Below are 13450 nucleotides of genomic sequence, written 5' to 3'. Positions count from 1 at the left end.
CCGTTACTCGAAGAAGCTCTTCACCCGGTCGAACCAGCTCTTGCTCTGCGGGCTGTGACGCGCACCGCCCTCGGCCAGCGACTTCTCGAACTGCTTGAGCAGGTCGCGCTGCTGGTCGGTCAGCTTCACGGGCGTCTCGACCTGCACGTGCACGTACAGATCGCCCGCGATGCTCGAACGCAGACCCTTGATCCCCTTGCCGCGCAGGCGGAACGTCTTGCCCGACTGCGTGCCTTCCGGCACCGGGAACGACGCACGGCCGGCCAGCGTCGGCACCTCGATCTCGCCGCCGAGTGCGGCGGTCGTGAACGGGATCGGCATCTGGCAGTGCAGATCGTCGCCGTCGCGCTCGAACACCGAGTGCGGCTTGATGTGGATCTCGACGTACAGGTCGCCCGGCGGCCCGCCGTTGATGCCCGGCTCGCCGTTGCCGGCCGAGCGGATCCGCATCCCGTCGTCGATGCCGGCCGGGATCTTCACTTCGAGCGTCTTGGTTTCCTTCACCTTGCCCGACCCGTGGCAGTGCACGCACGGTTCAGGGATGTAGGTGCCGGTGCCGTGACACTTCGGGCAGGTCTGCTGGATGCTGAAGAAGCCCTGCGACATGCGCACCGTGCCCTGGCCGTGACAGGTCGGGCAGGTTTCCGGCTTCGTGCCGGGCTTCGCACCCGACCCGTGACAGACTTCGCACGACACCCAGCTCGGCACGCGGATCTGCGTGTCGTAGCCGTGCGCGGCCTGCTCGAGCGTGATTTCCATGCTGTAGCGCAGGTCGGCACCGCGATATACCTGCGGGCCGCCGCGGCCGCCGCGCGCGGCACCGCCCGCGGCCTGACCGAAGATGTCGCCGAAGATGTCGCCGAACGCATCCGCGAAGCCGCCGAAACCCTGGCCGCCCGCCCCACCCATGTTCGGATCGACGCCCGCGTGGCCGTACTGGTCGTACGCCGCCCGCTTCTGGCCGTCCGACAGCATTTCATAGGCTTCCTTCGCCTCCTTGAAATGCTCTTCCGCATCCTTGCTGTCCGGATTGCGGTCAGGGTGATACTTCATCGCAAGCTTGCGATATGCCTTCTTGATTTCGTCGTCGCTCGCATTCTTTGCGACGCCCAGAACCTCGTAGTAATCCCGTTTCGCCATATCGATTCACTGTGCCGTCGCGCGTCACGCACGCGGCGGCTCCTTTCGCCCGCAGTAAAGTCTCTCGACTCGTCTGGCGCTGCGCCGTCCGCGGACGGCTCGCGCAGCACCCGCCAAAAAACAAATGTGCCCGGAGGGCCGCGAAGCCCGCCAGGCGTGGAGTCGATCCGGCCATCCGGAAGGGAAAGACAGACCGCTGTTCAGCCGCGCCGCGCGCGTCTCGCGCGCGGCGTGCGGTGCCATGGCAACCCGGCTTAGTCCTTCTTCACTTCCTTGAATTCGGCGTCGACGACGTCGTCGGCAGCCTGCTGAGCACCGCCCGCGTGGGCCGCGCCTTCCGCTGCACCCGCCGCGCCGGCCGCACCGGCCTGCTGCGCCTGCATGTCGGCGTACATCTTTTCGCCGAGCTTCTGCGAAGCCTGACCGAGTTCCTCGACCTTCGCGTCGATCGCCGCCTTGTCGGCCGACGACTCTTTCAGGACGTCCTCGAGCGACTTCAGCGCCGCTTCGATCTTCTCCTTCTCGCCCGCGTCCAGCTTGTCGCCGTACTCGGTGAGCGCCTTCTTCGTGCTGTGGACCAGCGCATCGCCCTGGTTGCGCGAATCGGCCAGCTCGCGCAGCTTGTGGTCTTCCGCCGCGTTCGCTTCCGCGTCCTTGATCATCTGGTCGATTTCAGCGTCGGACAGGCCCGAGTTCGCCTTGATCGTGATCTTGTTTTCCTTGCCGGTCGCCTTGTCCTTCGCGCCGACGTGCAGGATGCCGTTCGCGTCGATGTCGAAGGTCACTTCGATCTGCGGCACGCCGCGCGGCGACGGCGGGATACCTTCGAGGTTGAACTCGCCGAGCAGCTTGTTGCCTGCCGCCATCTCGCGTTCGCCCTGGAACACCTTGATCGTCACGGCCGACTGGTTGTCGTCCGCCGTCGAATACACTTGGGCGTGCTTCGTCGGGATCGTCGTGTTCTTGCTGATCATCTTCGTCATCACGCCGCCGAGCGTCTCGATACCGAGCGACAGCGGGGTCACGTCGAGCAGCAGCACGTCCTTGCGGTCGCCCGACAGGACCTGGCCCTGGATCGCCGCGCCGACTGCGACTGCTTCGTCCGGGTTCACGTCACGGCGCGGATCCTTGCCGAAGAACTCCTTCACCTTTTCCAGCACCTTCGGCATGCGCGTCTGGCCGCCGACCAGGATCACGTCGTCGATGTCCGACACCTTGACGCCGGCGTCCTTGATCGCGATGCGGCACGGTTCGATCGTGCGCTCGACGAGGTCTTCCACCAGCGCTTCCAGCTTCGCGCGGGTGATCTTCAGGTTCAAGTGCTTCGGGCCCGACGCGTCCGCCGTGATGTACGGCAGGTTGATTTCGGTCTGCTGGCTCGACGACAGCTCGATCTTCGCCTTTTCAGCGGCTTCCTTCAGGCGCTGCAGCGCGAGCACGTCCTTCGACAGGTCGACGCCCTGCTCCTTCTTGAACTCGCCGATGATGTAATCGATGATGCGCTGGTCGAAGTCCTCGCCGCCGAGGAACGTGTCGCCGTTGGTCGACAGCACTTCGAACTGCATTTCGCCGTCGACGTCCGCGATCTCGATGATCGACACGTCGAACGTGCCGCCGCCAAGGTCATACACGGCGATCTTGCGGTCGCCCTTCTCGACCTTGTCAAGACCGAACGCGAGCGCGGCCGCGGTCGGCTCGTTGATGATCCGCTTGACTTCGAGGCCCGCGATGCGGCCGGCGTCCTTGGTCGCCTGGCGCTGGCTGTCGTTGAAGTACGCCGGCACCGTGATCACGGCTTCCGTGACCGGCTCGCCGAGGTAGTCTTCGGCCGTCTTCTTCATCTTGCGCAGCACTTCCGCCGAAACCTGCGGCGGTGCGAGCTTCTCGCCGTGTGCCTCGACCCATGCGTCGCCGTTGTCGGCCTTGACGATGGTGTACGGCATCAGGCCGATGTCCTTCTGGACTTCCTTCTCTTCGAAGCGGCGGCCGATCAGGCGCTTCACCGCGAACAGCGTGTTCTTCGGGTTGGTCACCGACTGACGCTTGGCCGGCGCGCCGACGAGCACTTCGTTATCATCCATGTAGGCGATGATCGACGGCGTCGTGCGCGCGCCTTCCGAGTTCTCGATGACCTTGACCTGGTTGCCTTCCATGATGGCGACGCACGAGTTCGTGGTGCCGAGGTCAATACCAATGATCTTTCCCATTTTTTCCTAATCTCCAGAAATGCTTGTTTGCTGCGCGAAACCCCGCGTTTTTGGGTGGTTTCGCGCGCCAGAATTCAACTCTGTTCCCGAAATGCGTCCGGCCGGTCCGTTTTCAAGACCCGCCAGGCGATGCGGATATTAAATTTTTTCAATCGCCGCCGGTAGCCGGATCGTGCGGACCGCCGTTGCCGTCCGACGGCGCGCCGGCCGCCGCCGCGATCTTCGCGCGCGCCGCCGACACCGCCGCCTGGAACTGCGCGAGGCCATGCCAGCCGGTCGCGCGGCCGAGCCGCTTGCCGCGGTGGAAAAAGAACCACGTCGGCACGCCGTGCAGGCCGAAGCGGCGCCCCAGCTCATGGTGTTCGTACACGTTGCAATGGAACCACTTCAGGCCCAGCGCGCGGATCGCGTCCGGCTGGGCGAGCAGCGCCTTCTTCGCGATCTCGCAGTTGAAGCAGTCGACGCCCCAGAAGAACACCACGGCGAGTGCATCGCCGGCGCCGGCGATCCCGGCGTCGAACGTGTCGGCGGCGAGCGCCTGCATGTCGAACGTGTCGAACGCGGCCGGATCGACGCCGGCGGGAACCATCGCGGCAGCCTTACTTCGGCTGCGCGACCGTGACGAGCGCCGGGCGCAGGACGCGGTCGGCGATCATGTAGCCCTTTTGCAGCACGGTGACGACGGTGTTCGGCTCCTGCTCGGCGGGCACCATCGAAATCGCCTGGTGCTGGTGCGGATCGAACTTTTCGCCGACCGGGTTGATCGCGACGACACGGCCCTTATCGAGCGCGCTCGTCAGCTGGCGCAGCGTCAGCTCGACGCCTTCGCGCACCTTCGCGATGTCGCCGGACGTGTCGCCGACGGCGGCCTCGAGGCTGTCCAGCACGGGCAGCAGGTGCTCGGCAAAGCTCTCGATCGCAAACTTGTGCGCCTTCGAGACGTCATCCTGCGCGCGGCGGCGCACGTTCTCGGTCTCGGCCTTCGCCCGGAGGAAGCTCTCCTGCAGCTCGGCGACCTTGGCTTGAGCGTCCGCGAGCGCCGCGTCGGCTGCTTCGGCGGCGGGAGCGGCGCCTTGCGCCGCCTGCTTCTCGCTGCCGATGTCTTCGGCCGATTGGGTAGCCGGGTTCTCTTGCGTGTTTTCCATGTCGCTGAAAGTCGATTAGAGGTTGAAGCCAAATCGGCAACCGCCGGACCGTATATCCGGCGGCACCGCACATTGTTGGGGCAAATAAGGGCGAAAACTGCAATTTCAAGAGGGTTATTCGCCGGCATTCGCCAATGCCGAGAAACAACCGCGCCGCATGCCGCCCGATTGCGCGCATTTGCCGCCAAATCGGCGGAAACGGCCTGTAACAACGCTTACCGGGCAAGTACTAGCCCGGCACAGGGCGCTGAACTACACTCCAGTGAAGCGTCGGAAAAGCGTGTTTACCCTAGCTGACCGCCGCCTGACATCCACCTGGCGCCGCATTCACCCGTCCCGAGAGGCGAGTACCGTGAAACTGACCTTTGCCATATCGGTGGTCGCGCTGGTACTGATTGCCGGCACCACCACCATCTGCCTGTCCGGAGCCGTCACCGACCGCACGACCGAATACGGAAGCGCGCGGGCGACGTTCGACCAGATGTTCAGCTCCCACCAGAAAATCTGTCGATGATGCGCCGGTCGCGCTTGGTCGGCCGGCCGTGCAGTTCCGCCGCCGGCTCGCGATACGTGCGGCGCCGTTCCAGTTCGGCGAGCCGCGCGACGCGCCCCGCTTCCATTTCCTGGTAAAGCGTCTGCGCGATGCTCGCGGGCCCGCGCACGTCGCAAATGCCCAGCACGGCAATGTGCCAGACGACACCATCGATCGCAATCTCGACCTCGTCGCCGACGCGCACGTCCTTCGCCGGCTTGACCGCCGCGCCGCCGATCTTCACGTGGCCCTTGTCGACCGCGTCGGACGCGAGCGAGCGCGTCTTGAAGAAGCGGGCCGCCCACAGCCATTTGTCGATGCGCAGCTTCGCTGCCGGGTTCCGTCGAAATCCTGTAGTTCATCGCGTTCAACTCACCGTTTCGGGCTGCGCGGCCTTCACCGGCCAGCCCTGCAGATTCTCGGCGACGATCTCGCCCACCGCGCCGATCCACGCGGGCGCGCCGTTCAGGCACGGAATCCGGTGGAACGCCTGGCCGCCGCCCGCGATGAACGCGTCGCGCACCTCCATCCCGATCTCCTCGATCGTCTCCAGGCAATCGGCCGTAAAACCGGGACAGAACACGTCCGCTCGCCGCACGCCGGCCTCGCCGAGCTCGCGCAGCGTCGGCGCCGTGTACGGCTGCAGCCACTCGGCCTTGCCGAACCGCGACTGGAACGTCACGCGGCACTCGAGCGTCGACAGCCCGAGCACGGCCATCAGCAGCGCGCCCGTCTGCTGGCACTGGTCATGATAGGGGTCGCCCAGGTCGAGCGTGCGTTTCGGCACGCCGTGAAAGCTCAGCACCAGCTTGTCGCCGGCCGCGAAATCGGGCCGGCCGTGCTGCGCCCAGTACTGGCGCACCTGCTCGGCCAGCGCGTGAATGTAGGCCGGATGGTCGGCGTACTGCCGCACCGTGCGCACTTCCGGCTGGTTGCGCATCCGCGCGAGCGCGGCGAACGCGGCATCGAATGCCGTCGCGGTGGTGGACGCCGAGTACTGCGGATACATCGGCATCAGCAGCACGCGCTCGACGCCGGCACGCTTGAAGTGCGCGAGCGCCTGTGCAATGTTCGGGCTGCCGTAGCGCATCGCGTAGTCGACCGTCACCTGATAGCCGTTCGAGGCCAGCAGGTGGCGCACGCCGTCGGCCTGGCGCTCGGTGTATACGCGCAGCGGCGAGCCCTCGGGCATCCAGACGGCCGCGTATTTCTTCGCGGACGCGCGGCCGCGCAGCGGCAGGATCAGCGCGCGCAGCAACACCTGCCAGACGACCTGCGGGATTTCGACGACGCGGGGATCCGACAGGAATTCGGCCAGATAGCGCCGCACCGCGCGCGGCGTCGGGGCGTCTGGCGTGCCGAGATTGATCAGCAGCACGCCGATGCGATGGGCAGCCGCGACGCTCGAAGGCGGCTCAAGATCGAAACGCATGGGCAGGAACGTGCTCGGGGCACGCAGTCGGACGGCCCTCAATTATAGCGGGCCGCCTCGCTCGGGTCGGCTGGCCGTTCGGCCGACTGGCGGCGCGCGCGGCGCCGCGGCACGATGGCGGGACGGTGTCGCTCCAGGTTACTGCTGGCTCAGCGTGAGCGACAGCAGGCGCGCGGTGATGTCGACGATCGGGATCACGCGGTTGTAAGCCATGCGGGTCGGCCCGATCACGCCGAGCGTGCCGACGATCTGGCCGTTCACCTCGTATGGAGCGGTGACGACGCTCATCTCCTCGATCGGCACGAGCGTCGATTCGCCGCCGATGAAGATCTGCACGCCCTGGGCGTGGCTCGACACGTCGAGCAGTTGCAGGAGGCCCGTCTTTTGGTCGAACACGTCGAACAGCTTGCGCAGCCGCGCCATGTCGGACGACAGATCCGCCACTTCGAGCAGGTTGCGCTCGCCGGAAATGAGCACGGTGTCCTCGGTGTCGGGCACCTCGGTGCTGGCCGTCACGGCCGCGTGCATCAGCGTGGTCATGTCGCCGCGCAACTGGTCGATCTCGTCACGCAGGCGGCGGCGCACCTCGTCGAACGACAGCCCGGCGAAATGCGCATTGATGTAGTTGGACGCCTCGGTCAGCTGCGACGGCGAATAGTCGCGCGGCGTCGCGAGCATCCGGTTCTGCACGTCGCCCTCGGGCGTGACGATGATCAGCAGGATGCGCTTGTCCGACAGGCGCATGAACTCGATCTGCTTGAACACGTGGCTGCGGCGCGGCGTCAGCACGACGCCCGCGAACTGCGACAGGTTCGACAGCACGCTCGCGGCGGCCGCCACGACCCGCTGCTGCGGCTCGCCGGCCTGCAGCGTGTTCTGTACCTGGCGCGCCACGGCTTCGGCGTCGATCGGCGCCTCGACCGTCAGCATCGTGTCGACGAACAGGCGGTAGCCGCGCGGCGTCGGCACGCGGCCGGCCGACGTGTGCGGGCTCGACACGAGGCCGAGCTCCTCCAGGTCGGACATCACGTTGCGGATCGTTGCCGGGCTCAGCTCGAGCCCGGAGTAACGGGACAACGTGCGCGAGCCGACCGGCTGACCGTCGGCGATATACCGTTCGATCAGGGTTTTCAGGAGGGTTCGTGCGCGAGGATCTAGCATGATGGAAAATTTTAGCGCAACCGCGCGAGCACGGCGAGTGGCCGCGGCCACAGTCGCGCGGGCTGACCGATCCGGCCCCGTCTGCGCACAGCCGGTTCTTTTCGTCAACGAGCTATGGTGTAATGCCGGCATGAAAACCGGTAATCAGTTCAACACCGTCGCGCTCGTCGGCCGGAGCAACACGCCCGGCATCGCCGAGCCGCTCGCCACGCTGGCTGGCTGCATCGCGAAGCTCGGCTTCGAGGTCGTGTTCGAAGCCGACACCGCGCGCGAGATCGGCATCTCCGGCTATCCGGCGCTCACCCCGGCGGAAATCGGGGCGCGCGCGGACGTGGCGGTCGTGCTCGGCGGCGACGGCACGATGCTCGGCATCGGCCGCCAGCTCGCGCCGTACAAGACGCCGCTGATCGGGATCAACCACGGGCGGCTCGGCTTCATCACGGACATCGCGGCCGCCGACATGCAGGCGCGCGTTCCAGTGATCCTGTCGGGCAAGTTCGAGCGCGAGGAGCGCTCGCTGCTCGAGGCCCGGATCGTGCGCGACGGTGAACCGATCTACCACGCGCTCGCGTTCAACGACGTCGTCGTGAACCGCAGCGGCTTTTCCGGGATGGTCGAGCTGCGCGCGTCGGTCGACGGCCGGTACATGTATAACCAGCGCTCGGATGGCCTGATCGTCGCGACGCCGACCGGCTCGACCGCGTATGCGCTGTCGTCGGCCGGCCCGATCCTGCATCCGCAACTCCAGGGCATCGTGCTCGTGCCGATCGCGCCGCATGCGCTGTCGAACCGGCCGATCGTGCTGCCCGACGATTCGAAGATCGCGATCCAGATCGTCGGCGGCCGCGACGTCAACGTGAACTTCGACATGCAGTCGTTCACCGCGCTCGAGCTGAACGACACGATCGAGGTGCGCCGCTCGAAGCACACGGTGCCGTTCCTGCACCCGGTCGGCTACAGCTACTACGCAACGCTGCGCAAGAAGCTGCACTGGAACGAACACGCATCGAACGAAGACGACAAGGCGTCCTGACGCACCCCCGCCCGACACCATGCTCCGCCACCTCTCGATTCGCGACTTCGTCATCGTCGCCGCGCTCGATCTTGAATTCGACAGCGGCTTTACCGTCTTTTCCGGCGAAACCGGCGCCGGCAAATCGATCCTGATCGACGCCCTCGCCCTCGCCCTCGGCGAACGCGCCGACGCGAGCGTCGTGCGCGCGGGCTGCGGCCGCGCCGACATCACCGCCGAATTCACGCCGCACGACCGCGTCGCGCGCTGGCTCGACGAACATGCGTTCGACGCCGAGGACACCGTGATGCTGCGCCGCGTGATCGACGCGAACGGCCGCTCGCGCGCGTTCATCAACGGCACCAGTGCGACGCTCGCGCAGCTGCGCGAGCTCGGCGAGATGCTGGTCGACATCCACGGCCAGCACGCGCACCAGTTGCTGATGCGGCCCGACGCGCAGCGCGAGCTGTTCGACACGCACGCAGGCCTCGTCGCCGATGCCGCGAACGTCGCCCGCGCGTGGCGCGTATGGCGCGACGCGACGCAGGCGATCGACGCCGCGAAGGCGCACGAGCGCGAACTGCAGCTCGAACGCGAAAAACTCGCCTGGCAGCTCGCCGAGCTCGACAAGCTCGCGCCGCAACCGGGCGAATGGGACGAGGTCGGCAGCGAGCACAAGCGGCTGTCGCACTCGGCGAACCTGATCGCCGGCGTGCAGGGCGCGCTCAACGCGCTGTCGGAAGCCGACGACGCGATGCTCCCGCAGCTCGGCGCGATCGTGTCGAAGCTGCGCAGCCTGGCCGACTACGACACGGGGCTCGGCGATGCGCTCGCGTCGCTCGAGCCGGCCGAGATCCAGCTGCAGGAAGCCGTCTATTCGCTGTCGCACTACGCGCAGCGCCTCGATCTCGACCCGGCCCGGCTCGCGCAGGTCGAAACGCGCCTCGACGCGCTGCACTCGACCGCCCGCAAGTTCCGGCTGCCGCCCGGCACGCTGCACGAGGAACATGCGGCACGCCGCGCGCAACTGGCCGCGCTCGACGCGGCTGCCGATCTCGGCGCGCTCGATGCCGCACAGTCGAAGGCATGGGACGCCTATCTCGCCGACGCGAGGCACCTGTCGAAAGCGCGCGCGCAGGCCGCGAAGGCGCTCGGCACGGCCGTCACGGCCGGCATGCAGGAACTGTCGATGGCGGGCGGCAGCTTCGAAGTCGCGCTCGTGCCGCTCGCCGACGGTGGCCCGCACGGGCTCGAGCAGGTCGAATTCCGGGTCGCCGGGCACCCCGGCGTGCCGCTGCGGCCGCTCGCCAAAGTCGCGTCGGGCGGCGAACTCGCGCGGATCAGCCTCGCGCTCGCGGTGATCGCGAGCGCGGCAAGCCCGACGCCGACGCTGATTTTCGACGAAGTCGACACGGGGATCGGCGGCGGCGTCGCCGAAGTGGTCGGCCGCCTGCTGCACCAGCTCGGGCGCGACCGCCAGGTGCTGTGCGTGACGCACCTGCCGCAGGTCGCCGCGCGCGGCGATCATCACTTCCAGGTCGCGAAGGGCGCCGACGACCGCGGCGGCACCGTCTCGTCGGTCGTCCCGCTCGACAAGGCGAGCCGGGTCGAGGAAGTCGCGCGGATGCTCGGCGGGCTCGAGATCACGGCGACTACGCGCAAGCACGCGAAGGAAATGCTGGCGGCCTGACGCGCCCACCCCGCTATCCGTTCGTCGAATGCGAAAAGACCGGCGCATGCGCCGGTCTCCTGATGCGGAAAGCGGCCGCTCGATCGGCGCCCGCCCTGCCCCGCAGAGTCGAACGTTCGACTCAAACGCCCGTTTCGACCGCCCCGAACACGCGCTCCCACAGCGCCGTCACGGCCGCCCGCTCGTCGGCCACCAGGCCCGGATCGACCCGCGCCTTCTCCATCCCGTCGAGCCGCAGCTTGTGCTGCAGCTTCCGGTACTGGCGGTACGCGGCGCCGACACGCTCGGCCTCGTCCTCGCCCATCAGCCCGAACCGCGCGACCTCGCGCAGCAGCGCGATGTTGCCGGTGTTGCGGATCAGCTCGGCATCGCTCGACGCATGCAGCAGCACCCAATACTGGACGATGAACTCGATGTCGACCATCCCGCCGCGATCGTGCTTCAGGTCGAACAGCTCGGTCTGGTTCGGATGGCCCGCGAACACCTTGCCGCGCATGTCGACGATTTCCTTCGCGAGCACCGCCCCGTCGCGCGGCGTCGTCAGCACCTGCTGGCGGATCGCCTCGAAGTCCGCGCCGATCTGCGCGTCGCCCGCGCTGTAGCGGGCGCGCGTCAGCGCCTGGTGCTCCCACACCCACGCGGTGTTCGCCGCATCACCCTCGCGCAGCTGGTAGCGGCGGAACGCGTCGAGATCGGTCACGAGCAGCCCGGCCTCGCCGTTCGGCCGCAGCCGCAGGTCGATGTCGAACAGCGCGCCCGCGCCGGTCGCGGTCGTGAGCCACGTGATCAGCCGTCGCGTGAACGTCGTGTAGACGTCCGCCGAGCGCTCGTCGGAGTCGTCGTACAGGAAGATCAGGTCGAGATCCGATGCGTAGCCGAGCTCCTTGCCGCCGAGCTTGCCGTACGCGATCACCGCGAACTTCGGCACGTCGCGATGGCGCTTCGCGAGCTGCGACCAGACCACTTCGATCGTCACGTCGAGCACCGCGTCGGCGAGTTCGGACAGGCGGTCGCTCACGTGCTCGACCGACAGCTGGCCCGCCAGATCGATCAGCAGGATGCGGAACACCTCCGCATGCTGCGCATGCCGCAGCAGGTCCATCTGCTGCTCGGGGCCGTCGGCTGCCGCCAGGCGCGCACGCAGTGCATCCTTGAATGCGGGCCAGTCGAACGGGCTCGCGATCGCTTCGTCGTCGAGCAGTTCGTCAAGCAGCTGCGGATGGCGGATCAGGTAGCCGCCGCCCCAGCGCGTCGCGCCGAGCACCGACAGCACGCGGTCGAGCGCGGCCGGGTACTCGGTCAGGAGCGCGAGATAGACGCCGCGCCGGCTGACCGTCTCGAGCAGGTCGAACAGCCGCACGATGGTGTCGTCGCGGCGCGCGGCGTCGATTCGCGGCGCGGCCTCGAGCGCGCGCTGCGCGACGCTGTCGAAGCGCTGCCGGCTCTTTTCCGGCAGGCCCGCGTAGCGCGACGACTGCCAGATCGCGCGCAGCCGCGCGAGCACGGTCGCCGGATCGGCGAAGCCCAGGCCATCGAGGCGCGCGAGCAGCGTGTCGTCTTCGCCGTCGTCGGCGAGCGCCCCGCTCCAGATCCACCCGGCCGACGTGTCCTCGCCCGCCGCACAGGGGCCACCGCTCACCTTGTCCGCGAAAATCTGGTCGAACTGCGCCTCGACGAAGGTGCGATAGCCATCGAGCACCGTCATCAGCGCCGCGTAGTCCGCAAAGCCGAGCGACGCGGCCAGCGCCGCGCGCTCGTCCGGATCGACCGGCATCGCGTGCGTCTGCGCGTCGTCGCGGTACTGGAGCCGGTGCTCGAGCGTGCGCAGGAAGTTATAGGCGCCGGTCAGGCGCTCGCGCACGTCCTCGCCGATCAGCCCCCGCGCCTGCGCATGGCGCAGCACCGCGAGCGTGGGCCGCACGCGGAATTCCGCATCCTGGCCGCCGCGGATCAGCTGGAACACCTGCGCGCTGAATTCGATCTCGCGGATCCCGCCGCGCCCGAGCTTGATGTCGTCGGCCTTGTCGGGCCGCATCGACGCGCGGCGCGCGGCTTCCTGGCGAATCTGCTGGTGCAGCGAACGGATCGCGCCGATCACGCCGAAGTCAAGATAGCGGCGGTACACGAACGGCTTGACGATCGATTCGAGCTGCGCCTCCAGCCGCTGCGCCGCGTCGCTGTCGCCTTCCGACACGAGCCGGCCCTTGATCCACGCGTAGCGCTCCCATTCGCGCCCCTGCACGTAGAAATATTCCTCGAGCATCCCGAGGCTGCAGACGAGCGGCCCCGAATCGCCGTTCGGACGCAGCCGCATGTCGACGCGAAACACATAGCCGTCGGCCGTGACCTCGGACAGCACGCCGATCAGGCGCCGCCCGAGCCGCGTGAAGTACTCCTGGGTGGACAGCGGCGAGCGCGTGCCGCCGGCCGTCTCGCCGTCGTCCTCGTAGACGAAGATCAGGTCGATGTCCGACGACACGTTCAGCTCGCGGCCGCCGAGCTTGCCCATCCCGACCACGCCGAGCACGACGCGCTGGCCGTCGGCGCCACGCGGCTCGCCGTACATCGCCTCGAGCTCGGCCGACAGCAGCGCGAGCGAGCGCTGCACGGCCACTTCGGCGAGATCGGTCATCGCGGCCGTCACCTCGGCGACATCGGCGAGGCCGCGCAGGTCGCGCTCCGCGACCGCGCCGAACACCTCGACACGCAACTGCCGCAGCGCGCGCTTCAGCTGCTCGTCGCCCGGCGCGGCCGTGCCGGCCGGCGGCGCGAGCAGCTCGGTCAGGCGCGCGTCGAGCCGCGCGCGGGAAAGCGGCGCGGCGGCCCACGCGGCGATCTGGTCGGACAGCGCAGGACGCGCGGCGGCCGCGCGGGCGATGTAGCGGGAGTAGGACGGGCTGATCAGGGTGGAAGCGTCGGTCATCGAAAAGCGGGCCTGGCGGTAAGGCCCGCCGCCGCGGGGCGACACGTGCGCGCCCCGCTGCCGACAGGCCCCTTGGACTCGGCGCGGTGTCGCGACGCGGATGCGCCGCCGCGAAACCGCGCGCCGGAAAGCCCGTGCCGTGCTGCCGCAACGGCCGCCGGCACGAACCCCTGTGATACATTTCAACGTCAGTCTGCAAAACTACCAT

At 67.9% G+C, this 13450-nt stretch carries 10 protein-coding genes and 1 pseudogene; 3 read left to right on the top strand and 8 right to left on the bottom strand.

The genetic code is table 11. The features are described from left to right. Positions 1 to 3 precede the first annotated feature (3 nt). From dnaJ to grpE, 4 genes are all read right to left on the bottom strand, one after another. On the bottom strand, positions 4 to 1140 hold the full coding sequence (gene dnaJ / locus DIE21_RS14000; protein ID WP_011656039.1) for a molecular chaperone DnaJ: 1137 nt from the start codon (positions 1138 to 1140) through the stop codon (positions 4 to 6). Between the two features lie 254 nt (positions 1141 to 1394). Then, positions 1395 to 3347, bottom strand: coding sequence for a molecular chaperone DnaK (gene dnaK / locus DIE21_RS13995; RefSeq protein ID WP_124498260.1), 1953 nt, complete (start codon positions 3345 to 3347; stop codon positions 1395 to 1397). Positions 3348 to 3495: 148 nt separating this feature from the next. Further along, positions 3496 to 3936 (bottom strand): thioredoxin family protein, encoded by a 441-nt coding sequence (locus DIE21_RS13990; protein WP_124498259.1) that lies wholly within the window; start codon positions 3934 to 3936, stop codon positions 3496 to 3498. A gap of 10 nt (positions 3937 to 3946) precedes the next feature. Then, a complete protein-coding gene (gene grpE, locus DIE21_RS13985; RefSeq protein ID WP_124498258.1) occupies positions 3947 to 4492 on the bottom strand; it encodes a nucleotide exchange factor GrpE in 546 nt (181 codons plus the stop codon). Between the two features lie 352 nt (positions 4493 to 4844). Here grpE and DIE21_RS37200 point away from each other — a divergent pair, with 352 nt between their 5' ends. Further along, entirely contained in the window at positions 4845 to 5006 is a 162-nt protein-coding gene (locus tag DIE21_RS37200) for a hypothetical protein (RefSeq protein WP_006476841.1), read from the top strand. Here the strand turns inward: DIE21_RS37200 and DIE21_RS13975 are convergent. The 3 genes and pseudogenes from DIE21_RS13975 to hrcA all read right to left on the bottom strand — a co-directional run bounded on the left by DIE21_RS13975 (position 4978) and on the right by hrcA (position 7617). Continuing rightward, positions 4978 to 5386: pseudogene (locus DIE21_RS13975) on the bottom strand (RNA-binding S4 domain-containing protein). The gene DIE21_RS37200 and the pseudogene DIE21_RS13975 overlap by 29 nt on opposite strands. Before the next feature lie 5 nt (positions 5387 to 5391). Then, positions 5392 to 6456, bottom strand: a complete 1065-nt coding sequence (gene hemH, locus DIE21_RS13970; protein ID WP_124498257.1) for a ferrochelatase — start codon at positions 6454 to 6456, stop codon at positions 5392 to 5394. Between the two features lie 138 nt (positions 6457 to 6594). Continuing rightward, on the bottom strand, positions 6595 to 7617 hold the full coding sequence (gene hrcA, locus DIE21_RS13960; RefSeq protein ID WP_011544637.1) for a heat-inducible transcriptional repressor HrcA: 1023 nt from the start codon (positions 7615 to 7617) through the stop codon (positions 6595 to 6597). A gap of 130 nt (positions 7618 to 7747) precedes the next feature. Here hrcA and DIE21_RS13955 point away from each other — a divergent pair, with 130 nt between their 5' ends. Both DIE21_RS13955 and recN read left to right on the top strand, forming a co-directional pair. Beyond that, positions 7748 to 8650, top strand: a complete 903-nt coding sequence (locus DIE21_RS13955; RefSeq protein WP_124498255.1) for an NAD kinase — start codon at positions 7748 to 7750, stop codon at positions 8648 to 8650. Between the two features lie 19 nt (positions 8651 to 8669). After that, entirely contained in the window at positions 8670 to 10319 is a 1650-nt protein-coding gene (gene recN / locus DIE21_RS13950; RefSeq protein WP_124498254.1) for a DNA repair protein RecN, read from the top strand. 121 nt (positions 10320 to 10440) lie between these two features. Here recN and glnE read toward each other — a convergent pair whose 3' ends face one another. After that, positions 10441 to 13242, bottom strand: coding sequence for a bifunctional [glutamate--ammonia ligase]-adenylyl-L-tyrosine phosphorylase/[glutamate--ammonia-ligase] adenylyltransferase (glnE, locus tag DIE21_RS13945; protein ID WP_124498253.1), 2802 nt, complete (start codon positions 13240 to 13242; stop codon positions 10441 to 10443). Between the last annotated feature and the right edge of the window lie 208 nt (positions 13243 to 13450).

Origin of the sequence: Burkholderia sp. Bp9140, from assembly GCF_003853425.1 — a bacterium.
Classification (GTDB): Bacteria; Pseudomonadota; Gammaproteobacteria; order Burkholderiales; family Burkholderiaceae; genus Burkholderia.
Note: the sequence above shows the minus strand (reverse complement) of the source record. Positions and strands in the feature narration are given on the sequence as shown.

Excerpts from the sequence above, each read along its gene's own strand:
- dnaJ (WP_011656039.1), bottom strand. The coding sequence starts at position 1,140 with ATGGCGAAACGGGATTACTACGAGGTTCTGGGCGTCGCAAAGAATGCG.
- dnaK (WP_124498260.1), bottom strand. The coding sequence starts at position 3,347 with ATGGGAAAGATCATTGGTATTGACCTCGGCACCACGAACTCGTGCGTC.
- DIE21_RS13990 (WP_124498259.1), bottom strand. The coding sequence starts at position 3,936 with ATGGTTCCCGCCGGCGTCGATCCGGCCGCGTTCGACACGTTCGACATG.
- grpE (WP_124498258.1), bottom strand. The coding sequence starts at position 4,492 with ATGGAAAACACGCAAGAGAACCCGGCTACCCAATCGGCCGAAGACATC.
- hemH (WP_124498257.1), bottom strand. The coding sequence starts at position 6,456 with ATGCGTTTCGATCTTGAGCCGCCTTCGAGCGTCGCGGCTGCCCATCGC.
- hrcA (WP_011544637.1), bottom strand. The coding sequence starts at position 7,617 with ATGCTAGATCCTCGCGCACGAACCCTCCTGAAAACCCTGATCGAACGG.
- DIE21_RS13955 (WP_124498255.1), top strand. The coding sequence starts at position 7,748 with ATGAAAACCGGTAATCAGTTCAACACCGTCGCGCTCGTCGGCCGGAGC.
- recN (WP_124498254.1), top strand. The coding sequence starts at position 8,670 with ATGCTCCGCCACCTCTCGATTCGCGACTTCGTCATCGTCGCCGCGCTC.
- glnE (WP_124498253.1), bottom strand. The coding sequence starts at position 13,242 with ATGACCGACGCTTCCACCCTGATCAGCCCGTCCTACTCCCGCTACATC.